Source organism: Shimazuella kribbensis DSM 45090, assembly GCF_000428065.1.
In the GTDB taxonomy this organism is placed as follows: domain Bacteria; phylum Bacillota; class Bacilli; order Thermoactinomycetales; family Thermoactinomycetaceae; genus Shimazuella; species Shimazuella kribbensis.
In genome coordinates, this window is record NZ_ATZF01000002.1 from 65145 (window position 1) to 90138 (window position 24994).

The window sequence follows — 24994 nt, forward strand, 5'->3', positions numbered from 1 at the left end:
CATGAAATCTAATTTCGGATGAATAATTCCATTTTTTTCGACACACTTACATTTTAATTGCACCATACTCAAGCGGGTTAAAATCTTGCGGCCATACTGTTGTTGCATCGTAAAGCGCACCATCCAAATACGACTCTTCTAATCTAATACATGTCATATTGGCACCGAACAATTTAGCCCCTCTAAATACAGCATTCGATACATCTGCATTCGTCAAATCTGCATATGACAAATCCGTACCAGATAAATATGCCCCAATCAATTTAGCTGAAGTTAAATCCGTATTTTGAAGGTTCGAACCTCGTATAAAAGCAAGAATTAATGATGCACCTTGAAAATTAGCATTTCTACAATCCGATTCATCCATCTCTGCGTTTCTTAACTCTGTTCCTATAAAACTTGCTCCAGCCATTTTTTGACGATTTAAAAATGCGCGATGTAGATTTAGATCATCAAAGTTGCCGTTGTTTCCGCAAACGCTTTGTTTAACGTATGAACATTGTAAGTAGCAGAAGCGGTTCCCGTATTATCTGCATACCAAGTCCATAATCCAAACTGAGCATTAGAGATATACGACTTTGCTGGTATGGAAGAAATATCAAATTTGTAAAGCGATCGTGTATCGCCATAGGTAGGGCTATTGTTACCAACTCCTCCCCATGTTTCTCCATCCAAGAGATTAAAGTTATTCGCTGGATAGGAACTCGATATCGTAGTATCCAATGCATTTTGTAAAATTTGTTTGGTATATCCTGATTTAGGAAGTTGTACATATTGTGATCGACCTTGGATGAGATTTCCATTTTTGTTTTTCACCACAACCATTTGACACTCCACACGGCTAAAGCCGTGGGATTCTTGGGTAATCTTCGGTACTCCAAAGAAATTTACCAAGCTCAGACCGTGAGCCCCACGGCGGCGAGTCGCATTCCTTCTCGCAATATATTTTTTGCTGCGTTGATGTCTCGGTCATGGTGTGCTTTACATTCGGGGCATGTCCATTCCCGCAGTTGGAGTTTTTTGACTTCTTTATTCCGATATCCACAGCACGAACAAAGCTGACTAGAGGGAAATGTTTTCCCTACTTTTACAAGGGTCCTCCCATATTCTTTTACTTTGTAGGTGAGGAGGGAAACAAATTCCGACCAAGATGCATCGGTGATTGATTTTGCTAGTTTGTGATTTTTTACCATGTTTCCTGTTTGCAGACTCTCGGTACTGATCACTTGGTTTTCGTGTACCAGTTGGGTGGAGAGTTTATGGAGGAAATCATGACGTTTATTCACAATCTTTTCGTGAATACGAGCTACTTTTATCCGAGCTTTATGCCAATTGGAGCCGCCTTTCGTGCGTTGGGATAGAATTCGCTGTGCTTTCGCCAATTTTTCTTCGTACCGACGAAAGAAACGACTTGGATTGATTTTCGTTCCATCATCGAAGATCGCGAAAGCCTTTAATCCCAGATCAATACCAACAGCTTCCTTTTGTGCAGGAACAGATCGGAGATAGCAGCCTTCGCAGAGGATTGATACTTGGTACTTTCCTGATGGAGTACGACGAATCGTAGCAGACAAGATGCGACCACTGATTTCACGGGTTTTGACAAGCTTTACCCATCCTAATTTCGGTAACTTGATTTTGTTTTTCACGATTTCGATCGTTGGTCTTCCTTGTTTGGGATAGTTACACTGACTCGTATAGGTTTGAACGCGATTTCGCTTGCTTTTCAAACGAGGAGCATCGTTTTGCTTTTGGAAAAAACGTGAAAACCCATCCGCAAGGTGTTTTAAAGTGTTTTGCAAAGAAGTGGAGTCGACTTCTTTTAACCAAGTTAGCTCGCGTTTTTTTGCGGTTAGTAGTTGTGAACATTTGGGATAGCTTAGTCCTTTGCCTGTTTCTTGATAGCTTTCGTTCCATTTTCTAAGGAAATGATTGAAAACAAAACGACTGCATCCGATCGATTTATGCATGAGAATACGTTGTTTTGTTGTGGGACGAAGCCGAAATTGAAAGGCTTTGTGCATCGATTTCACCTCCCTAAATGGGATTTTGCGGATATTATAGAACGTACGTTTTTATATGTCAAGGATTTCAAAAAATTAGTCAGACGAGAGATGATCTCTGCCATCTCTCGTCTGACACTCGCACTCATCCTACATTGAAACCGCGGGTTTTCTCGCTCACGAATCTATAACTTTTTGTGTTATTCTTTTCATGATTAAAAATATACTTATAGTAAAGAAGGGATAACATAATGGATCAGATACAAATAGATATAGATCAAGATGATTCAGCTATAAGTAATCAGGCAATCTCCCTCTTTGTAACTGTATATATCAATAACAAAAAACAGACAGATATATTAGATATAGATGAATTTTTCCAATCCATCCAAGATCCTGGTATATACCCATTGTTCACCTGTGATTGTGGTTTCTTTGGTTGTGGTGGCTATTATGTACATGTCACTCATGATGAGCAAGGGTATCGATTACAAAACAGCTACAAACCATACGATGTCTGGAATAAGAAAAATCGTATCCATACATTTCAATATTTGCTTGACTGGCACGAAATCTACTTGGTCGGAAAAAAACTAATCGATTTATTGAATCAACTACACAAACATGACCAATCACTAGATGCTTCTTCAGGTATGTATGGAATGAATCTCATCTCTAAAATTTCATATTATAAGCATATTTTGGGAAAATTGAATGACAAGTTAAAATAGGTGATCTCTCTATAAATAAAAAACATACATCTAAAAACAATCAAAAAAGCGGGAATGTGCTATCACACCGCTCTTTCTGTTTCTCCGTTATGTTAAATTATCGTAATTTTAACCAGTTAATCTCATAAATTATTCACTTCATTGGATACACGTACACCTGATTCAATCGCCCCTTGCATCCATCCATGAAGACGGGTAGTATGTTCACCAGCAAAATGAACATGACCTTCCGGAGTGGGGATATAAGGATATAATTCGATTTCCTGACCTGGCTCAAATGCTGTAAATGCACCTACAGAGTAGGGATTCTGACTCCAACTAAAAGATTTACCAGCAACAAATTCTGTATACACTTGGTTTCCATATAGTTGGGCTAAATTCATAAGGGTAAAGCGAATACGGTCTCTCTCAGGCAAACTATCCCATGTTAAAGCCTCATCAGCCCATGTATAACTCGCCAACATAACGGCATGTCCATTGTCACCAATTCCATAACTGGGATAATGCGTAAATCGAATGGGCAGATCGGTTATCGATCTCCCCCCTCGTTGACCGGCTTTTTCCCAAAACCTACTTCGAAACTCGATTGCTATTTTGGTAGAAGACATGTAGTTGAGTTCGCGAATCGCTCGATATTTATAATAAGAAAAAGAATGAAATGGTTCCACTTTTACAAAACGCATAGCCGAAAAAGGAATGGTCACGATCGCATAATCCCCAGTTACAGTGAAGTACTCTGATGTTTGCTGATGAATACAACCGATGTGTACTTCGTTCTCATATTGTGTGATTTTAATCATTCTTTGGTTATATACTATATCTTCTTGCAACTGGGCTAAAAACGCTTTTGGTAATTGATCCATCCCACCTGTGATCTCATAATAATGAGTATGTGAAATAAACAAGATAGCTTCTCTTAAAACTTCCACTAGAGACATTCCCATATAAGCTTCCATATCCAGAAGTACCCCAATCATATCAACGGCTCCAGCGGAAAAATACGAATTTAAAAAGGCACCAAGAGAGTACATTCTGTATCGTCTTTCTACGATCGGCCAATGTCTATCTGGATTCTTTTTAATAAATTCCAAGATAGGCTGAATCGCAGAATACATCAATTCCTCTGCCGTTTTGCCTTTTTCATTTGGAGCAACTGGATAATTTAGAATACTCGGATTTCTCTCATAAGCCTGAAGACGTGTCTGGATTCCATTTGCAAATATAATATCTTGCGGGGTCCGATTGATGAATAGATTTGTGGGAAGATTAAATTTTTTTATGTATTCTAATGTCAATAAATGAATATTAGGTATACGCATTGGCCCAGCATTAAAATATAGTTGATCATTACTAAACGGTTTACGTATGGTATACACTCGACCTCCCACTCTATCATTTGCTTCTAGAATGGTGACTTTGTGTCCAGCTTCTTTCAACAAGGAGGACGCAACTAGCCCAGCTAATCCAGCACCTATCACGGTTATGCGCTTCTTATTTGGGAATGTTTTGAGACCATTTCTTATTAAACTTATCATTTGTTTATCGTTTAAAGCGGAAATCCTAAATTTAGACATTCGCAAATCCCCCTAAGAAAGGTTCATTGCATTATATTCGTAGAAATGAAGTGCTATGAAGATCCTTCATTCGATATTTGTAAAACACTCCATCTTATCTACCTAAACAAAACAAACAAAAAAGAGAATGCATCTCTACATCCTCCCGTTTTCATGGCTATTCATTTTGATGCAGTCTTCGTAAATCTTCTTCCGAAGGTAAAAAGAATCCTAATACCCCAAGTACAGGTAAAAACCCAACAAACGAAATCGTTTTTGCTATTCCAATCACATCAGCAAGATTACCAAATAATACAGAACCAATGGCACCTAATCCAAAAATAAAACCAACAGTTAATCCAGACATCGTACCAATTTTACTAGGAACGAGTTCTTGCGCATACACAACCGAAACAGAAAAACTGGTCATCATAATAAATCCGATTAGTAAGAGGAGTACAAAACTAAGTATTGGTCCTACATAAGGCAACAAGATAGTCAGTGGTGCACTTCCCAATACAGAGTACAAAATGACATTCTTTTTACCAAAACGATCACCCAATGGACCACCAAAAAGTGTTCCTACCGCACCACTTATGAGAAAAGCAAATAAATACGCTTGTGAGGTAGTGATCGTTAAATGATAGGTTTGTATAATATAAAAACTATAGTAGTTGGTCATACAAACAATATACAAAGAGCGTGCCAATAAAATAAACATGGTAAGAATCAGCGCAATCCAAACAGTTTTGCTAAGTCTCGCAGAACGAGCTGAAGACTTTTTCTTTGTAATTACACTCACTTTCAACTCATTGCTATACCATTTTGCGATATAAATGAGCAATACAACGGCAATAGCAGCTGCAAAAGTAAACCAAATTGCTCCGAATTGTCCAAATGGAACTAAGATAAGAGCTGTAATAAGTGGTGCAAGTGCTTGCCCTGAGTTCCCCCCTACTTGATATATGGATTGAGCCAATCCTTTTTTTGATCCTGCTGCAAGATGAGACACCCGAGACCCTTCTGGATGAAAAACTGCCGAGCCAATCCCGACCAGCGCTACACTAAAAATGATCCAATTGTATTGCGGGATAAGTGCCAATAACAACATTCCTACTAAGGAACAAGCTAACCCAATGGGAAGCGCATATGGCATCGGCTTTTTATCAGAAACCCATCCGATGACAGGTTGGAATAAGGATGAAACAATATTCAAAACAGCAGCAATCACTCCTAATTGCGTAAATGTGAGGCCCATATCCTTCTCTAATATTGGAAACATAGCAGGTACTACTGCTTGGAGTGTATCATTCAATAAGTGACAAATACTAATAATAAATAATATTTTATATGTAGTGAGTGACAGATCTTTTTTATTTTCGGTTGTTATTGTTGTAACAGGAAAAGACACTTTTGTAACATTCCTTTCCAAATTCACACGATCCATCTTGTATAATAACATTTACAATCAAAATATAATAGGTACTTTGTTAGCTTCGTTGTTTGAATCAATCGATCATTGCTGATACTAATAAGAAGATATTGCCACTGACAAACTGCATATTATTTCCTTGAATCTTCTTTCGTACCCCAACGAATCAAGTATAATAGAAAGGAGTGAAATTTTTTCATTGCTTACCTTTTGCTCCACATACGAATCGTGACGAAAGGGATTGGGAGAAATTACAGATACAAAGGGTGACCTCAGCACAATGAATGAACCAAGCGCAATCGCTTTACATAAGGAAGCATTTCATATTCTAGAAAAAACCAGTCGTACATTTTTTATTCCCATTAGCTATTTAACAGATGGTCTTAAAGAAGCAGTAGCTTCTGCTTATTTATGTATGCGAGCAATAGATGAAATCGAAGACCACCCTGAGCTTCCAGCAGACGTAAAATATAAGCTTTTAACCACGACTAGTACATTATTAAAAGAAGAAAAGTTAGATGAAGAAAAACTGATGAGCGCTTATCAAGCCTACCATGCTCATCTTCCTGAAGTAACACTACGCTTAGCAGACTGGCTTAAAATGTGTCCATCTGGACTCAAAAAAAGAATCACTGATGCTACATCCGTCATGGCCCTAGGAATGGCAGAATGGGTAAATAAAGATTGGCAAATTCAAACAGAAGAAGATTTAGATGACTACACGTATTATGTTGCCGGTCTTGTAGGTGTGATGCTTTCTGACATTTGGGAATGGCATGATGAAACAAAAACGGATAGAAAACTAGCGATTGCATTTGGACGAGGATTGCAATCCGTTAATATTTTACGCAATCGTGCGGAAGACAAAGATCGTGGAGTAAGCTTTTTCCCTAATGATTGGGAGGAAGAAGATATGTTTGCATATGCTAGACGAAACCTTGCATTGGGCGATACTTATATTGAAAGCTTAAACCCCGGTTCAGTCATGCACTTTTGTCAAATCCCGCTTGCCCTCGCACATGGTACACTAGATGGTCTGATGCAAGGAAAAGAAAAAATTAGCAGAGCCGAAGTGAAAGAAATTGTGAACCAAGTAGTCGGAGAGTAACATTACGTAAACACAGAGCTACATCCTTTATGGAAGTAGCTCTATTTGTTATTTATAAGGATATATTTTCTATCTGGCAACCGCAAAGGAAACTTTGGAATCCAGTGCCTGCGATAAATCATCTATTAAATCTTCCACATTCTCTAGCCCTACCGAAAAACGCAGTAAACCGTCAGTAATCCCGTGTTTCCTTCTTACTTCTTGTGGCATTGCAGCATGTGACATCAACACGGGATAGGACAAAATACTCTCTACCGCACCTAAGCTCACTGCAACTAACGGCAAGCGGATTTTTTGCAACAATTGCTTTGCTTGTACTCCACTACCAACATCAAACGATAAAACAGCACCATGGCCACTTGCTTGCTTGTTTTGAAGATGATGTCCATCGTGGTCTGGTAAACCAGTGTAATATACGTGATCTATCCCTTTATGATCTTGCAACCATTCTGCCAATATGCCAGCATTTTTCGTAGAAACATCTAATCTAGCTTGTAAAGTCTTTATACCACGAAGAATAAGCCATGAATCTTGTACACCTAATACTGCACCAAATGCGTTTTGGAGAGTTTTTATTTGATCAGCTAATGATGTCTCTTTTACTGCAACAAGTCCTGCAACAACATCACTATGTCCTCCTAAAAACTTGGTTGCACTATGCACAACAATATCAATACCATGTGCAAGCGGCTGCTGATAATATGGTGTTAAAAACGTATTATCTACAATCGAGAGAAGTTTATGTTCTTTGGCTATTTTCGCTACTAATCCTAGATCTGTAACTTTAAGGGTGGGATTGGATGGAGTTTCCACATACAGAGCTCTTGTATTGGGTTGAAGTGCTTTGATTATTGCTTCGGAATCCGTCGTGTCGACAAAAGTACTATCAATCCCAAAACGATTTAACACTTGTGTGAGCACACGATAAGTACCACCATACACATCTTGTGAGACAATGAGATGATCTCCTTTGGATAAGAGTAGAAAAACGGTGGAAATAGCAGCCATACCCGAAGCAAAGGCAAATCCTCTACAGCCACCTTCTAGCTTAGCAATGGTATCTTCTAATGCTTGACGTGTCGGATTACCGCTACGTGTATAGTCATACTGTCCTGGGTTATCTACGTCAAACTGATGAAAGGTAGATGCTTGATAAATAGGTACACTGGATGCTCCCGTCTGTTGATCAAATTCACACCCATTATGCAATAACAAAGTCTCTATTCTCATCCCAAACCACTCCCTTAGCGTTGTACTAGGCATGTAACCTCATTTGTTTGTCCTATTTTGACACCAAAAAACCCCTTCTCCTAAGAGAAGAGGCCGGATTTATCCTAAGCTTCCTCTCTTATCTATCAGGAAATATTTTTCCTGCAGGAATTGGCACCATACTGATCCTAAGATCAATTGGTTGCCGGGCTTCATCGGGCCAGTCCCTCCGCCGCTCTCGATAAGAGAAATATCATTTTTTATTCAATTCACTATTTGCACTAGTCTCTATTAGATTATCTTACCTGGTAGTATAAGTCAAACAAAGCATTAACCTTACTCTCCAAATTTAATTGGTGCTGGCTGTGGAGTTTGCGACTCACACAGCCAGCTGGAACTCAGTGAAGCATGAGCCCTACTTACTGCCCTGCTGAGCCAGAACAGCTCGAGCGAAGGCAGCTCCCACGCTGGTCGTCATCTCGCTGGGAGAGACGGGAGTAACCCTCGTCCTTCGACCACGGATGAGAGGCTGCCTGGTAACGAGGTTGCCAGGCGCACCCGGACCGAGAGTGGAAAGGTGACATGCACGACCGACACGACGCTGTGCCATGCTCAACTCCTGAGTTCACTGGATGATCATTTAAAACAAATATATCTTGGATTGACGAAAAATGCAACTATTAGAAATTTCTCTTGATCTATCTTTTATCCAAAAATGAAATAATTACCTCTTGCAATGGGGACTACTGTTTTCTATCATTACTAGTTAATTAGCAAAGAATGGCACAAAGTAACCATTCTATTTCGATTTTAGGAATATTTACTTCTTCTTCAAACTTCGCTATAGTATAATTAATAGTTAGGAATACATTTTTAACCAATACCAATTGAATATATTCTCTTATCAAGAGTGGTGGAGGGACTGGCCCGATGAAACCCGGCAACCAATTGATCTACGGATCAATATGGTGCCAAATCCTGCGGATATACCGCGAGATGAGAGTCGATGAACAAAATCGATCCCTTTCATCTCGCGTAGATGAAAGGTTTTTTTATGTCCAATTAACAAAGGATGGTTGCAATGCTAAAAAAATCAATTGAAAAACAATTAGAAGAAAAAATATTAGTGATCGACGGAGCAATGGGTACCATGCTTCAACGTGTCGAATTAACAGCAGAAGACTTTGGCGGAGAAGAATATGAAGGATGTAATGAATTACTAAATTTAACACGTCCAGATGTGATCCTTGATATCCATAAAGCATATTTCGATGCTGGTGCAGATATCGTGGAAACCAATACATTTGGAGCTACCTCTGTTGTACTAGCTGAATATGCAGTAGAACATCGTACAACAGACATCAATCGAGCTGCAGCACGGATAGCTTGTACAGCACGTGATCAATACAGCACAGCAGATCATCCCCGTTTTGTGGCTGGTTCTATTGGTCCCACAACAAAAACATTGACAGTAACAGGTGGTATAACTTTTCAGGACTTAGTTTTTTCCTATTATGAACAAGTCACAGCACTCCTAATGGAAGATATTGATTTATTATTATTGGAAACTTCACAAGATACGCTAAATGTGAAGGCTGCTTGTGTTGGAATCGAACGTGCTTTTCAAGAAAGTCAAAAACGCATCCCTCTGATCATATCTGGCACGATTGAGCCAATGGGCACCATGCTTGCTGGTCAAAATATAGAAGCATTTTATTTGTCGATCGAACATTTGAAACCTCTTGCTGTTGGGTTAAATTGCGCTACAGGACCAGAATTTATGAAAGACCATATTCGTACGTTATCTGGCTTAGCAACTTGCGGGGTATCTTGTTATCCCAATGCAGGACTTCCTGATGAAGATGGAAATTACCTAGAAACACCACCTTCTTTAGCCAAAAAATTGAGTGAATTTGCTGCCGCAGGTTGGCTTAACTTAGTTGGAGGTTGTTGTGGCACGACACCTGAACATATACAAGCAATCTGTGAAGCAGTCGCTCCTTATCAGCCACGCAAGCTAGCACCACCACACCCTCCTGCTGTTTCTGGAATTGAATCTGTCTTTGTAGAAGAAGACAACCGACCCTTACTAGTTGGTGAGCGCACCAATGTAATTGGTTCCCGTCTATTTAAATCATGGATTGCTGAAGAAAAGTACGAAGATGCATCAGAAATTGCCCGAAAACAAGTAAAAAACGGAGCACAAATCATTGATATTTGCCTTGCTGATCCAGATCGTGATGAATTAAAAGATATGGATCACTTCCTACAGTTTGTAACCAAAAAAGTAAAAGTACCACTCATGATAGACTCTACAGACTCGAAAGTCATCGAGACAGCACTGACCTATTCTCAAGGGAAAGCTATCATTAATTCCATCAATCTAGAAGATGGGGAAGAGCGTTTTGCCGAAGTGATCCCTTTATTGCATCGCTTTGGAGCTTCTGTTGTGGTGGGTACCATTGATGAAGATGGTATGGCAGTAACAAGAGAACGAAAATTAGAAGTCGCCAAGCGTTCTTTTAATTTGTTAACTGAAAAATATGGAGTAAACCCGCAAGATATCATCTTTGATCCCTTAGTCTTCCCCGTTGGTACTGGTGATGAACAATATATCGGATCTGCATTGGAGACCGTAGAAGGAATACGCCTTATTAAAGAATACTTACCTGCCTGTACCACCATTCTTGGTGTTTCCAATGTCTCTTTCGGCCTTCCAAATGCTGGTCGCGAAGTTCTCAATGCTGTCTATCTCTATGAATGTACGAAAGCTGGGCTTGACTATGCCATTGTCAATTCGGAACGCCTTGAAAGATACGCTTCTATTCCTGAAGAAGAAAGACAACTAGCTAGAACCTTACTCTTTCAAACAGATCGAAAAAACTATGATGAAGTTTTAGCTTCTTTTACCTCTTTTTATCGGGAGAAGAAAGTAGAAAAGAAACAATCTACTCAAACCTTGACTTTGGAGGAGCGATTAGCTAATTATGTCGTGGAAGGTTCCAAAGACGGTTTAATAGCAGATTTGGATATCGCTCTTCAATCTACTTCTCCTCTTGCAATCATTAATGGTCCTTTAATGGCTGGTATGGATGAAGTAGGTCGCCTTTTTAATGATAACCAACTGATTGTTGCGGAAGTGCTTCAAAGTGCAGAAGTAATGAAAGCTTCTGTAGCTCACTTAGAACCACATATGGATAAAGCCGATACGACCACCAAAGGAAGAATTATATTGGCGACTGTAAAAGGGGATGTCCATGATATCGGAAAAAACCTTGTAGAAATTATCCTCTCTAATAATGGATATGACATTGTCAACTTAGGCATTAAAGTAACACCAGAACAATTAATCTCCGCATGCCGGGAAAAACAACCGGATGCAATCGGATTATCTGGATTGTTAGTAAAATCCGCACAACAAATGGTGGTCACTGCACAAGATCTGCAAGCAGTTGGCATCGAGGTTCCTTTGTTGGTAGGAGGAGCTGCTCTATCGCGAAAATTTACAGACAATCGAATCGCAAAGGCATATGATGGGCCTGTCTTATATGCAAAAGATGCCATGCATGGATTGGATTTAGCAAATCAACTCAGCTCTCCTGACAAACGGCAATTGATTATCCAAGATTCGAAACGAAAAAAAGAGAGTGCGATTGCAACATTAGAAAAAGTAGACACTACTGCTACAACTACTCGTACTCCTGTTGCTCGTTCTCCCATTGATCGAAATGCAAAAATCTTTCAACCGCCTGATTATACACGTCATATTTTACGTGATTATCCCCTTCCCCACCTGCATCCTTACATTAATCAACAAATGTTACTCGGGCGGCACCTAGGAATCAAAGGAAATATCGAAAACCTGCTGGCAAGTGAGGATGCAAAAACGTTAGAAATAAAAGAACAACTGGATCAACTATGGAATGAAAGTATTGCCAATTCCTATTTATCACCACAAGGACTGTATCAATTTTTTCCAGCACAGGCAGATGGAAACACCATATTGATCTATGATCCGGATAATCATACAAAAATACTGGAACGTTTCCACTTTCCAAGACAGCTGGTAGAACCTTACTTATGTTTAGCTGATTTTATACGACCCATAAGTTCAGGAGAAATGGATTCTGTTGGTTTTTTTGCCGTCACAGCTGGTAAAGGAGTACGTTATTTCGCCGAAAAATGGAAAAATGACGGTGCTTATTTGTATTCCCATATGATTCAAGCATTAGCATTAGAGTTAGCAGAAGGATTTGCTGAACGTATCCACCAAATCATGCGTGACATTTGGAATTTCCCTGATCCTGTAGAAATGACGATGAAAGAACGCTTTGGTGCTCGTTATCAAGGAATTCGTGTTTCTTTTGGCTATCCTGCATGTCCAGACTTAGAAGATCAAAAAAAATTATTTCGCCTCCTACTACCAGAAGATATCGGGATAGAGTTAACGGAAGGTTGCATGATGGAACCAGAAGCATCTGTGTCTGCGATGGTATTTGCGCATCCTCAAGCTCGATATTTTAATGCCCTTTAGGAGGTTTATAAAATGAAAATCCCCATTCGTAAATATATGCAAGATCATGTTTTACTTGGTGATGGTGCAATGGCAACTTTTTTATTTCAACAAGGCATATCCGTTCACACCTGCCAAGAGGAACTAAATATAAGTGAACCCGCGCTAATCGAAAGTGTACACAAAGCGTATGTAAAAGCAGGTTCGAAAATGATTGAGACCAATACTTATGGCGCAAATCGAGAGCGATTAACTCGATTTGGGTTAGAGAACAAAGTAGCAAAAATTAATCGAGAAGCTGTAACAATAGCACAACAAGCTGCTGGAGATGATTCCTATGTCATTGGTTCTATTGGATCGATTTTAGCAGGTCGTGTAATGGAATATGACCCAGAAGAATATCAGGACTTGTTTGAAGAACAAGCTACAGCTCTCCTATATGGGGGAGTGGATGGGATTTTACTCGAAACCTTTCTGGATGTACATGAACTAAAATTAGCTGTTCAAGCAATACGAAATCTTACTGATTTGCCCCTTTTCGCTCAATTCTCCTTGATTGAAGTAGGTAGAACGCGAGACGCATATTCTTTGACAGAAGCATTTGCCGAACTGGAGGGAAAAGTCGATGGAGTAGGTTTGAACTGTCGACTTGGGCCCGTGGAAACACTGCGAAGTTTAGAAAAATCCATCATTCCTGATTCCCTATTACTCTCTGCCTTTCCAAATGCCGGACGATTAGGGATCCTCGATGGAGAAGTCAAATATAAATCACATCCAGCCTATTTTGCAGAGATGGCAAAACTTCTACTCGGCCAAGGTATCTCGATGATCGGCGGCTGTTGTGGTACCACTCCAGAACATATTGCACAAATGAGAAATGTAGTAGAAAATGTGAGACCGATTAAAAGGAAAAACCCTGCCTTAGATGAACTATCGAACGAACGATTAAAAAAAATTTCCATTCGACCTCAGAACAATGATTCCATTGTGTCAAAAGTCAAACGAAAACGCACCATTATTTGTGAGTTTGATACACCAAAAGATTTAGATACAAGTGAGTTCTTATTGGGGTCAAGGAAGTTACACGAAGCAGGAGTGGACTCCATCACCATGGCTGACAATGCCTTGGCCACCACGCGTATGAGCAATCTCGCATTAGGTGCTATTTTAAAATCTCAACTAGGTTTAAACCCGTTGCTACATGTAGCATGCCGCGATCGAAACCTAATCGGACAACAATCTCATTTGATGGGACTTCACGCACTTGGAATCGATCAAATTTTGGTGATAACGGGAGATCCGTCACGCATTGGTGACTTACCAGGAGCAAGCTCTATCTATGATCTAACTTCTTTTGAGTTAATTCGTATGGTTAAACAACTCAATGAAGGTATCTCTTTTTCAGGAAAAAGATTGAATCAATCTGCAAATTTTGTAGTAGGAACAGCATTTAATCCTCATGTCCGTAAAATTGAAAAAGCAGTAGAAAGATTGGAAAAGAAAGTAGATGCCGGGGCAGATTTTGTTATGACACAACCTCTTTACGACTATGACAGCATCGAGCTCCTGTACGAAGCAACCAAACATATTCCCATTCCTATTTTTATTGGCATCATGCCAATCACTAGCTATCGAAATGCCTTATTTCTACACAATGAAATTCCTGGAATCAAAATCACAGAGCGTGTTCTCTCTCTCATGGAAAAAACAACAGAACCGAATGTCGCTAGACAACTAGGTATCGATATCACCAAAGATTTGCTAGATAATGCAATGGATAGATTCCCTGGGATCTACTTGATAACACCTTTCTCTTTTTGGCAAATGAGTGTGGAACTGACTCATTACATTCGCCAAAAGGACCAACTACAAGAAAAGAAAGCAGGCTCTATTTAACTAGCCGAATAAAAAAGCCGATCTTTTGAAAGATAGGCTTTTTTATTTTATCGATCATCTGAACTGATAACACATTTCTTATCTCTATTCCTAATTTGAATCAAAGTGAAACATGAAAGTCCTTATCTGTATCGAAATAAAAAAGAACAGCTTTCATAACCAAATCATCCTTTAACTCCAAGTATTCTGAAAAAGATTGTCTGATTACCATACCAGATTTTCTCGATTTCGCAATTACGATACATGTTAAAAAAAGTGTATCCCCATCGATCGTCGCTTGCATACCCTCCACTTTCATCGTTTCCAAACATTCATTCATCATACCCAAAGTTTTATTAACTCTTCATACCACTCCAATCACCTGCGTAGGGAAGGGATTTAGGCTCATGTACCACCAATATCAGTATGAAAGGCAGACCCTATCCTATTGTAATTCCTCCATTTATCGAATTAGAGTTTATGATACTTATTGAATACTGCGATAATTTGCTATCTTATTTAAGAACAAAAAACAATTACCGTCATGGTAATTGTTTTTTGCGAACTAATTGTTAGAGGTATTCACTTTTAATATTCCACTCTGTTTTACAAGACGATTCCATGTTTCAGGTCCAGGATATCCATCTGCATCTTGACCATATTTGGTACCTTTCCAACCCTGTGCTAATTGAAACTCTTGTACATTTAAGCGATCTGCTTCTGTAAACTGATTGGATGGCCCTACACGATAATGTTTACCAAATCCGACTTTTTGCAACATAACCCCTAACTGATAAACATATTTGTTGTTTGCACCTTTGGTAAAGTACTGTTTGCCTGGGTAAGATGCTCCATAGTTAGCGATAGAGTTAAATCCAACTTTTGGATCTCCTTTCCACACATTGTTGCTCTTACCAGCATGAATCCATACAGGAGTTCCTAAGGGAATAGTATTGAACAATGCAACGACATCTTTGTTTTGCATACGAATGCAACCTTTAGAGATGTGCTTGCCAATGGAGCTAGGATTATTGGTTCCGTGAATTCCATAATATTTCCCACCGTCTCCATTAACATTCAATCCATGCCAACGTACACCAAGTGGATTTGCAGGATTTGGTTTACCATCTACAGTTCCCGGCACATTTTTCCATTGTGGATTAACGGTTTTCATCACAATAGGAAAAGTTCCTTCAGGTGTTGCGGAGGACGGGATTTTTTTGGAACCAGCTGGTATCTTTTCTTTATTTGCACCCGTTGCAACTGGATATACTTTTATCACCTTTCCATTCTGATACAAATAAAGTTTATTGACTGTTTTGTTAATCTCTATTTTATAAGAGACTGGTGCAGCATTGGTTTGGGCTGGTAGCATTAACCCAACTAACATTGCCATTACGAAAGCGATGGAAAAACAAAAATATCCCTTTAATTGTTTCATTTTTTCTCCTCTTTTACAGTTACTATAAACATATTTAGCATAACGAAAAACGAACCTACAGAAAAGAAATAATTTAGTGACATTTATACTAATTCACACTCTATAATAAAAGAAAATCCTGATAGATGATCAGGATTTTGTGCCATTATTCATAAATATGTTTATCTCTTAAAATATTAAATGTGATTTCCTTTGCTTTTCCGCTAGTAGCATTATTTTCTGCCTCGATGTTCGTCGCAAATATATACGTATTTCCTTCTTTTTCTACATAACCAACAAACCAACCATTAATAGGAACTCCATTAATCACTGCATCTTTCCATCCCGTTCCGGTTTTTCCAGATAAAACAGCACCATTTTTTTGTTCCATCACAAGGATTTGTTTGACAATATCGATGTTTTGTTTCGAAAAAGGCAATTGGTAATTAACAAATCTTTTCAAAAATTCAACTTGTTCCAATGGAGAAATTTTAAGCGAAGATTGTAACCAAAAATTCGTCAATCCTCCTGAAATGTCCCTATTCCCGTATGACATAGCATTTAAATAAAATTGTTCTCTTGCTGCACCAATACGTTCTGCTACACTTTGAAAATACCAGATGGTAGAGTTTTGGATTGCCATTTTCAATGTTTGATCTTGATTCCAGCCTGCAAAAGGATATACGGTTCCATCCCATTTAAAAGTAGTATTTTCATCTTTTAATACCCCTGTCTGCAAACCGATTAAAGCATGAGGTACTTTAAAAGTAGAATTTGGTGAAACCCGCTTCACACTTTTCTCTTTATTATAGATCGTGTATTGACTTTGTTTGGTATCGTACAAAACAAATGAACCATCAAATCCAGTAAAGTAGTTTTCTAAGTTTTCATATTGAAAATTAGATTTGATCCTATCCTTCTTTTCTACTTCTTTTGCATCTGTTTGATCTACTACTCCGAGCCAACTAGTCATTGCTACACTTCCTACAACAAAGGCACTTACTACTTTTCTAAAAAACATGGTGGTTCTCCTCCCATACATGGCCAAACTTTTCTTTTTCTATTGGCAAGATTTATAATAACAGAAAGTTGTTTTCTATAAGTAATATCAGATATTTATGGGGCTTATAACTATAGGTTATATCTTATACGTACTTGCATAGGAGGAATCGATACATGCTTACTTTCCAGCAACTACAGTACTTTATCACTACTGTTCGACATGGAAGTATCAACAAAGCAGCAAAAATACTATATATATCACAACCAGCCTTAACCAAACAACTCACTCGCTTGGAAGAACAGGTCAAGTGTAAACTATTGGATCGTACTCATAGAGGAATAATCGTTACAGATGCAGGAAGATATTTATATGACAAGGCAAATTTTATATTGGACAAATTAGAAGAAACCGAAAATCACTTACAATATTTCCGACCAAAAAATATCGTTCGTATTGGGGCTTTACCGAGTATCGCCAACTTCTTTCTTCCATCTTTTTTCGAACAAAAAAAAATTGGTTATACACCACAGATATCCACTTTTGATATCACTCAGATGCTCATCCATTCGGTAGAGGAAGGAAAATTAGATCTGGCCATTGTACAGGATGCTAATGTACATCTTCCTTTACATGTTTTTCATCTTTTTACAGAACCATATGTCGGGGTCTTTCCTATCGATCATCCTCTTGCACAATTAGATTCGATTACTTTAACTGATTTTACGAATTATCCAATCCATATGTGGCATGATCCAAGCGACATGAGACAATCGCTTCGAAACCTTTGTAATTACTATGGTATCGAAGCAAAATTTATAGATGTCCCTTGGAATGAATCGTTATTGACTCATGTCTTAGAATACCAAGGAGTATCTTTTATACCAGAAACCGTAAGTAGACATATGAATATATCCGATCTGGCGATCAAAACGATCAAACCACGCTCCTTTAATCGTAAAATTCAAGTCATAGCGAAAACAGATAAAAAACATATGATCTACGAAATATTTTCGGAACCAAATATGTTTGATACGATACCAATGAAGCAATTTATGCACTTCTAACACTTGTTTCTACGATGCCACTTATCTTTCAACTAATTTCTTTTTGTAATATAATGAATAATATTTCGTCTACATACAAATAAGGAGAAGCTGCATGACAGAACCTTCAAAGCTTACCAAACTCAATTTTGCCCTGTTACTCGGAAGCTTGTTAATAGGGATCCTTTTTAACTATTTGTTTTATGATAAAACCGTCGGTATCTCTTTCCCAATATTTTGGATTGTCCTTTATGTATTTTTCTATTTCATTTTTCAAGATAAATTGAAATTTGAAAAGACATTTGGATGGTTTTTAACCATACCCAACTTACTACTTATCTTTACTTTCTTGATCTTCTCAAGTGAAGATTTCTGGATACTTAATGCTATGCTGGTTATCATTCTTTTTATTGTTCAAAGCATACTCCTTACCAAAAATAACAAAAACCCATGGTACAAACTATCATTCTTATGGGAATCCTTCAGAAAATCAATGGAATCGATGAGTAATATCCTCGTTCCATTTAAGATTATAGGAGAATGGGTAAGAACAAAAAGCAATAAAACAGCATACGGAGTGGTGGGAAAGGTTATTATTGGTGTCCTTTTCTCTCTTCCGCTAATCGGTATTATCCTCATGTTGCTTACATCTGCGGATAGCATTTTTAGTCATTGGATGAATGAAATCCCAAATGTTTTAGGGGAGATAGATTTAGGAGATATTCCTTTTCAGATTTTTCTTATTTCGGTCATCTCTTTTGCTATATTTTCCTATTTTTGGTCTTTAAAACATCCATTTGAAGAACCAGAGCTTCTTTCATTGAAAACAGAAAAAAAGCCATTTCACATTGATGGGATCATTACTTTAACGATCTTATTTCTCATCAATGTAGTTTACATTTTGTTCACTGCTATCCAAGTATCTTATCTATTTGGTGCAGCAAAACGTTTGCTACCAAAAGGCGTAACTTATGCAGAATACGCCACAAAAGGTTTCTATGAGCTAGTAACCGTCACTACACTTAATATTTTCATTGTGATACTTGTCATTTATTTAGTCCAAAAAACGCAACCGGCTATTTATCGAATAGTCCAAATCTTATTAAGCCTGCTTACGACATGTACTGCTTTTATTTTGGTATCGGCTTTTCAAAAGTTATCACTTTATGAAGAAGTTTACGGTTACACGTATACACGAATACTTGTACATGCTTTTATGATCTTACTTTTGTTGTTATTTGTGGTTGCCATGATCAAAACTTGGAAAAATACAATCTCTTTGATGCAAGTTTACGTTATTGTCTTTTTAGTGTGGTATGTAGGATTAAATTACATCAACATCGACCATATTATCGCGAAACAAAATGTAGAACGATATTTTGCCACCGAACAAATAGAAAAAAAACCACTGACTATCGGCGCGAGTTATGATCGCGATGGTTATAACGAATATATTGATTTATTTTACTTAAACTCACTTTCCTATGATGCAGTTCCGCAACTAATAAAGCTAAGAAAAGATCCAAAATTAAAATCAATCATCGATAAAGAACTACAAATCATAGAAAAGAGGTTAAACCAAGAATCCGACTGGCAGTCCTTTAACTTCTCCAAATACCAAGCAGAACAATTAATCAAGAATGCGAAATAACAAAACCCGCAGCCTTTTCATATGGCTGTGGGTTTTGTTTCGACTACGGAGAACATGTAACGCTTTTGTATTTTTTTAATTCATCGATTACCTCATCAAGATTTACCTCTAAAAAACCCACAAGTACAATCGCGATTGTAGAGCCTTCTACATCTGTTATCACTAACTGATTCATTCGACGTCCTTGGAATCGATTATTGCGAAACTCTATTTCACCTAACTGATCCCACGTTCTGCTTAATTTTTCCTTTGGAGAATGATATACAGATAAACCATTTTTATCAAAAGATAATATGGGTTCCTGTATCTTTAGAAATTTCCGATTTGCATTGAAGCTAAAAAACGAAATTTGACCTGTTAATCCAAAAAAGAGAAATGGAATGATCAAAATAAAATTTCTTATCTCTATTGACTGATTATGAGCATATTGGGTAATAAGTGTACCAATTAGTATAAAAAAGATAAAAAGTCCTATTCCATAAAAAAGAAGCATCAAAATAATATTTGCAATCAATAACCTCTTTCTTTTCTCTCTATTTTGATAAATTTCCATGAGTTAAAACTCCTACTATTTCTTTATTTCTCGCATTTTAACATCTTACCATTTACTCCCTATGATCATCAATATAAAAAGCCCATATGTCTATAAATCATAGGGCTGATATCAATGCTATGATAACGACCAAAACAAATGTTGATTCTTCTGCTTATTCTCCAACCACACTTTCAGGAGATTTCCAAATATCCAAACCCAATATCCCATTTGAATTATGTGATTTACGTTGTTAGAAATGCTATATTCTCTTTGTGTGACAGTGATCTAGCAGCAAAAAATCTATCTCAACCAACACAGATAGATTTTTCCCTTTTTTATTTATCATAGTCCCGAAATATTTTTGTCAAGGGGCACGATATCACCTTTTGTTCCATAGTGAAGAATACGTAAATATTCGCCATAAACATAAGAACGACTATCTTGTTCATTCATCCAATTGGACCGAGAAATGACTTGATTTTCCCAAATTGACGTATCGAATGGGTATGAAAGAAAAGAAATCGAGGAAGGTAACTGCTTTTGCAACGTTCGTAGTTGTCTGCCTGCCGCGTAACTTTTGCAAATAAATGCTAATTTATTTACCTTCGAAAAATCATAGACATCTTTGGCAAACAATATATTTTCCAATGAATCAGTAGAACGATCTTCTAACGTTATCGCTTTTTCTGGAACTCCTAAATCTAAAAGTTTCTCTTTCATCACATGAGACTCTCTTCTGTTTTTATCTTTCCATGTAGGATGAAGAATTGCTCCCGGCTTTATTCCTCCTGTTAATAGGATATGACTAGCTAATCCATTCTGGTATAGTTGAAAAGTGGTTTCCCAACTACCAGGATGTGTTCCTCCAAAAACAAACAACAGATCACATGTTTCGTGTTCTTTTCCTAGTTGATCAGTCTTTAAAAAGACGACTTCAGTCAAAGCTTTAATTTGATCTGGTGTGAGCCGAGGAACATCTGGACATTTTGGAATCATTTTATCAACTCCTCTTTCAAATAAAAGACAGAACCCAGAAAGTAACGCAAAATAAAAACATCAGAATAGAAAGGATGTCTACCTATATGCCTGAACATTACAACAATTCATTCTATGACCAATTAGATGATTTAAACAGTATACTTGGATCAATCTTATATGATATGGAAGAGAAAAAAGAGGACATCGTCGTTCCAAATGATGATCTTCAAGCGGAATTACGGATGGTGAAAAATTTACTTGATGATACTTGCTTAAATGATGTTATACCCGTTTTAGATAAATTGATCGCAACTATCCCTGTATCAGTATTGGAAGAATCCAAAGTGTATTCAGATATCGGACAAATGATACAAAGTGATAAAGAAATTTTGATAGAATGCAAAACCGACATTAATAACATTCTCCTCCATCTGGAAAATGTACAAAGAAAAGCAGTAGATCGGAAAGAATCATTACTAGAATATTTGGAAATAAAATTGAGAGATACAAATGTGATTATCCTCGATACCTTCTATTCTTAATTATATGATAAAAGATATTGTATGCCCTTGCTGTACGTTGGAAGCAAGCATCATCCATCCTACAGGAGAATCCCTTCTTCGCCCGCAGCCCAGTACCTATACCGCATGAACTCCTCGAGTTCCGAGTATAGGTTTTTCTTGGTGGGATTAGTGGACTTCATCATCACTTTGCCATCCGCTTCGTAGAACTTGACATTACGAATCTTGATGAACTGTGAAGTCATCGAAGCTCGCGGCTGGAGGGGAATCAACACATACCCTACCCATCTCCTACCTTTGCGAACGTGTGACGAGTCTCCGAAATATGGACTTCAAAGATCGATTTGACCACGACGATGTGATGCATATCCGTCTCAGAAATCTCGATCCCAGTCGTGATTTCTGGTCGGTTGCCCTTGTCTAACAAGGTATCTCCTCTCATCTATGAATCTACTGATCTTTGTTATATTATAAACTTATCTGCATCACTTGTCTTATGTTAAAACGACGGTAAAAAAGTAGGGTGGTTTGTCAAATGTGTGGTAGATTTACCCTTTCTACAGAGGAAAAAGAATTAGAAGATAAATTTCAATTCACTCTCGACATTCCTATTGCCAAAAGATACAACATCTCTCCTACCCAATCCGTGCTTGCACTAACCCAAGGACAAAACGAAAGAAAAGCACATTTATTTCGCTGGGGTTTGGTTCCTTTCTGGGCAAAAGACCTAAAAATAGGTAGCAAGATGATTAATGCAAGATCCGAAACATTACACGAAAAACCAAGCTTTCGCCACTTGATCAAGAGGAATCGATGTATTATTCTTTCTAATGGTTTTTTCGAATGGAAAAAAGAAGGAAATAAAAAACAACCTTATTACATCCAAGTCGACAATGGGAAACCTTTTTCTTTTGCTGGCCTTTGGGATACATGGTCCAATGATAGAGAACAAATAACCACTTGTACGATCATTACTACTACTCCAAATACACTCATGAAAGAATTACATCATCGAATGCCTGTCATTCTTGATAAAGATGGAGAAAAAGCTTGGTTGGATGAGTCACTCACGGATACTGATTATTTGCAATCATTGATGACCCCTTTTGCCAGTGAAAAAATGCATGCATATCCAGTATCTATCGATGTAAATAATCCAAGAAATGACCATGCTGACAATATCATCGCTTTGTCCTCCTGAAAACAAAAAAGCATTCAATCGAATGCTTTTTTTGAGAATCTTATCTACCAACTCAGCAGACTTAAATGCTCCATCTATCCCACTGGTGTAACAAACAAAAAACTAATAGATAAGGGCAGATACCACAGTACGATTGCAATTACAAACGTTACGATAGTAGGTAGAGAAATCACCTTTTGAAATCCCATTGCGGCAATTATCCAGTTCCAAATGGTGAAAATAGTAATATATCCAAATACAAACGAAAAGTGACCAGTAGATAAATGCAACAAGTCTTGTAAATTATAACTAAAAAATCCTTCTCCCCATTCCAAAACATGCGCCAAAGCCTGGATAATAAGAGCTAAGATAGGGATAACTTGCAAGAAAATCGACAAAGAAAATATTTGTTTCAAACTAACCTGTTTACGAAAAACTTTCGCTATTGCATAAACGATAAAACCGATAATAAAAATAGACACCCAAAACGACAAAAGATCAATTATTAGAGCATTTACAGGTAAATAGGTATACGAAATAGTTGGAGGAGTTTGCACAGAATCAAGCGGCCATTCCTCGGTTTTCACACGACTAACAAAAAGCATTCCTAACATATGAAATAAGGAAAGAATGATGAGAGGCAACCAAATAACAGGCTGCATCCGTATTCGTTCAAATTCCATTCGAGGTCTCCAAATCATTCCTAATATAATTGGTTTGTTCACAATTTAACTCTCCTCTCATAAAACACGAAGCGAAAAATGCAAAATCATGCCTATTAACCAAGGTATATTTTACATTTTGTCGGTTTCTATATTTTATGAAATAATAATAACATAAAAATATATGCGTAATATGTATTCGAGGTGTAAGAAATGGATCCAAACCAATATGATTGGGTGAAACAAACAAGAGCGATACTATTAGATTTTTGTGAAGAAATAGAACCAAATGATTTTACTAGGAAAGTGACTGGCTTTGGTTTTCCTTCCATACGTGATTTACTTGTCCACATTGCAGACTGCTACATTGCTTGGTTGGGTTCATTTGTACTCCTTCATACAAAAAAACCACTAACGCCAAAGGAATATTTAAAGCAAATGGATATACAAGCTGTCCGTGATCGATTTGCACTATCTGATAAATATGTAGAGCAATTTTTCAAAACATTGACACCTGATCAAAGAAACATTCCAATGGAACGTGAAATATTATGGAGAAATACAGAAGATTTCATTACAACAACACCAAATAAACTTCTCCTCCACACAATCACACATGAGTTTCATCATAAAGGTCAAATCGTCACCATGGCTCGACAAATGGGATACGATGAAATTCCTGGCACAGATATATCTGATGTTGATTAGTAAACCCAGCTATGACTTCAAACCATAGCTGGGTTTATGTTTATTTGAGGGTATACACTTTTACAGCATCTCTTAAAAACTCAGCTAACCCTAGTTGGTGTTTATCATAGTAAGCTTTAAACCTTTCATCTTCCACATACATCTGTGCTAAACCCATGTGTGCTTCTTTGCTATACTCATGCCAATAATAGGATAGCCACATTTTATGGAGATCTACGGAATGCTGGGCGATTGTACTAGATGAATCACCGATTTTATAGGCTTCCAGCAATGTGGAAATAACTTCTTTTTCCAGACGAGTGACTTCTTCATAATCAGCTTGAGACATATTTTTCACTTTTTGATTGGACTGATTTACAACCTCATCCCCATATTTTTCACGGACTTCCTTGCCATACTTTGCTTCGTTATCATCCATTAGTTTCTGCTTAAATCCTTCAAATTTTTCTTTATCTGACATGTCCAATCTCCCTTCTTGCGATGCGATTGATTTTTCTACATTTCGAATCAATACATCCAATCGACTTTTTTTGTCTAGGAGTAAGAGATGATGTTCTTTTAAGGCTTTGGTTGTATCAAACAATGGAGAGTGTATGATATCTTGTATTTTATCTAAGGGAAATCCAAGCTCTCGATAAAATAGGATCTGCTGGAGTTGATCTACTTCAGCTTGCCCGTAAATTCGGTATCCAGAAGAATTCGTTCGTGCTGGTTTTAATAGTCCAATCTCATCGTAAAACCGGAGTGTTCTTCCACTAACTCCTGCTAGTTGTGCTAGCTTTTGAACGGTGTACTCCATCCTCCCACCTCCTGACAATACTATGCTACACCTTACCGTAACGGAAAGGTCAATAGCTATTTGCTTTTTG

23 protein-coding genes and 2 riboswitches are annotated in these 24994 nt (G+C 37.7%); of the genes, 9 read left to right on the forward strand and 14 right to left on the reverse strand.

The features are described 5' to 3' along the window. Positions 1 to 46: 46 nt before the first annotated feature. The 3 genes from A3GQ_RS23310 to tnpB form a co-directional block, all read right to left on the reverse strand. On the reverse strand, positions 47 to 412 hold the full coding sequence (locus tag A3GQ_RS23310) for a pentapeptide repeat-containing protein (protein WP_051271174.1): 366 nt from the start codon (positions 410 to 412) through the stop codon (positions 47 to 49). A 32-nt stretch (positions 413 to 444) separates the two neighbouring features. Further along, the gene (locus A3GQ_RS0103740) at positions 445 to 825 is read right to left on the reverse strand and encodes a DNRLRE domain-containing protein (RefSeq protein WP_028775916.1); all 381 of its coding nucleotides are present in this window, start codon (positions 823 to 825) and stop codon (positions 445 to 447) included. A gap of 71 nt (positions 826 to 896) precedes the next feature. Then, positions 897 to 2024, reverse strand: coding sequence for an IS200/IS605 family element RNA-guided endonuclease TnpB (tnpB, locus tag A3GQ_RS0103745; RefSeq protein WP_028775917.1), 1128 nt, complete (start codon positions 2022 to 2024; stop codon positions 897 to 899). A gap of 230 nt (positions 2025 to 2254) precedes the next feature. Between tnpB and A3GQ_RS0103750 the strand changes: the two genes are divergently transcribed. Beyond that, on the forward strand, positions 2255 to 2734 hold the full coding sequence (locus A3GQ_RS0103750; protein WP_028775918.1) for a hypothetical protein: 480 nt from the start codon (positions 2255 to 2257) through the stop codon (positions 2732 to 2734). Positions 2735 to 2856: 122 nt separating this feature from the next. On the opposite strand, the gene A3GQ_RS0103755 is transcribed toward A3GQ_RS0103750, so the two are convergent. Together A3GQ_RS0103755 and A3GQ_RS0103760 are read right to left on the reverse strand one after the other, a co-directional pair. Next, on the reverse strand, positions 2857 to 4308 hold the full coding sequence (locus A3GQ_RS0103755) for a flavin monoamine oxidase family protein (RefSeq protein WP_037463935.1): 1452 nt from the start codon (positions 4306 to 4308) through the stop codon (positions 2857 to 2859). Positions 4309 to 4465: 157 nt separating this feature from the next. Continuing rightward, a complete protein-coding gene (locus A3GQ_RS0103760; RefSeq protein WP_028775920.1) occupies positions 4466 to 5677 on the reverse strand; it encodes an MFS transporter in 1212 nt (403 codons plus the stop codon). Positions 5678 to 5999: 322 nt separating this feature from the next. On the opposite strand from A3GQ_RS0103760, the gene A3GQ_RS0103765 reads away from it, so the two are divergent. Then, a complete protein-coding gene (locus tag A3GQ_RS0103765; protein WP_028775921.1) occupies positions 6000 to 6827 on the forward strand; it encodes a squalene/phytoene synthase family protein in 828 nt (275 codons plus the stop codon). A 69-nt stretch (positions 6828 to 6896) separates the two neighbouring features. On the opposite strand, the gene A3GQ_RS0103770 is transcribed toward A3GQ_RS0103765, so the two are convergent. Continuing rightward, positions 6897 to 8057 carry an aminotransferase class I/II-fold pyridoxal phosphate-dependent enzyme gene (locus tag A3GQ_RS0103770; protein ID WP_028775922.1) on the reverse strand — a complete coding sequence of 387 codons (1161 nt, stop codon included), beginning with the start codon at positions 8055 to 8057 and terminating at the stop codon, positions 6897 to 6899. 115 nt (positions 8058 to 8172) lie between these two features. Further along, positions 8173 to 8284, reverse strand: a riboswitch (SAM riboswitch). 650 nt (positions 8285 to 8934) lie between these two features. Further along, a riboswitch (SAM riboswitch) is annotated at positions 8935 to 9039 on the forward strand. A 78-nt stretch (positions 9040 to 9117) separates the two neighbouring features. Between A3GQ_RS0103770 and metH the strand changes: the two genes are divergently transcribed. Together metH and A3GQ_RS0103790 are read left to right on the forward strand one after the other, a co-directional pair. After that, positions 9118 to 12570 (forward strand): methionine synthase, encoded by a 3453-nt coding sequence (gene metH, locus A3GQ_RS0103785; protein ID WP_028775924.1) that lies wholly within the window; start codon positions 9118 to 9120, stop codon positions 12568 to 12570. A gap of 12 nt (positions 12571 to 12582) precedes the next feature. Next, positions 12583 to 14445: a bifunctional homocysteine S-methyltransferase/methylenetetrahydrofolate reductase gene (locus A3GQ_RS0103790; RefSeq protein ID WP_028775925.1), complete on the forward strand. Its 1863-nt coding sequence runs from the start codon at positions 12583 to 12585 to the stop codon at positions 14443 to 14445. A 100-nt stretch (positions 14446 to 14545) separates the two neighbouring features. Here the strand turns inward: A3GQ_RS0103790 and A3GQ_RS0103795 are convergent, their stop codons facing one another. The 3 genes from A3GQ_RS0103795 to blaOXA all read right to left on the reverse strand — a co-directional run bounded on the left by A3GQ_RS0103795 (position 14546) and on the right by blaOXA (position 16865). Beyond that, entirely contained in the window at positions 14546 to 14773 is a 228-nt protein-coding gene (locus A3GQ_RS0103795) for a nuclear transport factor 2-like protein (protein WP_028775926.1), read from the reverse strand. 216 nt (positions 14774 to 14989) lie between these two features. Beyond that, positions 14990 to 15865, reverse strand: a complete 876-nt coding sequence (locus A3GQ_RS28450) for a peptidoglycan-binding protein (protein WP_051271176.1) — start codon at positions 15863 to 15865, stop codon at positions 14990 to 14992. Between the two features lie 145 nt (positions 15866 to 16010). Then, positions 16011 to 16865, reverse strand: coding sequence for a class D beta-lactamase (gene blaOXA, locus A3GQ_RS23320; RefSeq protein ID WP_051271178.1), 855 nt, complete (start codon positions 16863 to 16865; stop codon positions 16011 to 16013). A 155-nt stretch (positions 16866 to 17020) separates the two neighbouring features. Here blaOXA and A3GQ_RS0103810 point away from each other — a divergent pair, with 155 nt between their 5' ends. Together A3GQ_RS0103810 and A3GQ_RS0103815 are read left to right on the forward strand one after the other, a co-directional pair. After that, positions 17021 to 17911 carry a LysR family transcriptional regulator gene (locus A3GQ_RS0103810; RefSeq protein WP_028775927.1) on the forward strand — a complete coding sequence of 297 codons (891 nt, stop codon included), beginning with the start codon at positions 17021 to 17023 and terminating at the stop codon, positions 17909 to 17911. A 94-nt stretch (positions 17912 to 18005) separates the two neighbouring features. Further along, positions 18006 to 19541 carry a DUF4153 domain-containing protein gene (locus A3GQ_RS0103815; protein WP_028775928.1) on the forward strand — a complete coding sequence of 512 codons (1536 nt, stop codon included), beginning with the start codon at positions 18006 to 18008 and terminating at the stop codon, positions 19539 to 19541. Positions 19542 to 19584: 43 nt separating this feature from the next. Here A3GQ_RS0103815 and A3GQ_RS0103820 read toward each other — a convergent pair whose 3' ends face one another. Further along, a complete protein-coding gene (locus tag A3GQ_RS0103820; RefSeq protein WP_028775929.1) occupies positions 19585 to 20094 on the reverse strand; it encodes a hypothetical protein in 510 nt (169 codons plus the stop codon). A gap of 324 nt (positions 20095 to 20418) precedes the next feature. Continuing rightward, entirely contained in the window at positions 20419 to 21072 is a 654-nt protein-coding gene (locus tag A3GQ_RS0103825) for a YdcF family protein (protein ID WP_028775930.1), read from the reverse strand. A gap of 86 nt (positions 21073 to 21158) precedes the next feature. Here A3GQ_RS0103825 and A3GQ_RS0103830 point away from each other — a divergent pair, with 86 nt between their 5' ends. Then, on the forward strand, positions 21159 to 21596 hold the full coding sequence (locus tag A3GQ_RS0103830) for a hypothetical protein (RefSeq protein WP_028775931.1): 438 nt from the start codon (positions 21159 to 21161) through the stop codon (positions 21594 to 21596). Positions 21597 to 21855: 259 nt separating this feature from the next. Here the strand turns inward: A3GQ_RS0103830 and A3GQ_RS26620 are convergent, their stop codons facing one another. Then, complete coding sequence (locus A3GQ_RS26620) at positions 21856 to 22002, reverse strand: hypothetical protein (RefSeq protein ID WP_156877532.1); 147 nt, start codon at positions 22000 to 22002, stop codon at positions 21856 to 21858. Between the two features lie 108 nt (positions 22003 to 22110). On the opposite strand from A3GQ_RS26620, the gene A3GQ_RS0103845 reads away from it, so the two are divergent. Further along, positions 22111 to 22776, forward strand: a complete 666-nt coding sequence (locus tag A3GQ_RS0103845) for an SOS response-associated peptidase (RefSeq protein WP_028775933.1) — start codon at positions 22111 to 22113, stop codon at positions 22774 to 22776. 74 nt (positions 22777 to 22850) lie between these two features. Here A3GQ_RS0103845 and A3GQ_RS0103850 read toward each other — a convergent pair whose 3' ends face one another. Beyond that, positions 22851 to 23480, reverse strand: coding sequence for a YIP1 family protein (locus A3GQ_RS0103850; protein WP_028775934.1), 630 nt, complete (start codon positions 23478 to 23480; stop codon positions 22851 to 22853). 150 nt (positions 23481 to 23630) lie between these two features. Here A3GQ_RS0103850 and A3GQ_RS0103855 point away from each other — a divergent pair, with 150 nt between their 5' ends. Further along, positions 23631 to 24125 (forward strand): DinB family protein, encoded by a 495-nt coding sequence (locus A3GQ_RS0103855; RefSeq protein ID WP_028775935.1) that lies wholly within the window; start codon positions 23631 to 23633, stop codon positions 24123 to 24125. Positions 24126 to 24165: 40 nt separating this feature from the next. Here the strand turns inward: A3GQ_RS0103855 and A3GQ_RS0103860 are convergent, their stop codons facing one another. Continuing rightward, positions 24166 to 24924 (reverse strand): MerR family transcriptional regulator, encoded by a 759-nt coding sequence (locus A3GQ_RS0103860; protein WP_028775936.1) that lies wholly within the window; start codon positions 24922 to 24924, stop codon positions 24166 to 24168. Positions 24925 to 24994: the final 70 nt, after the last annotated feature.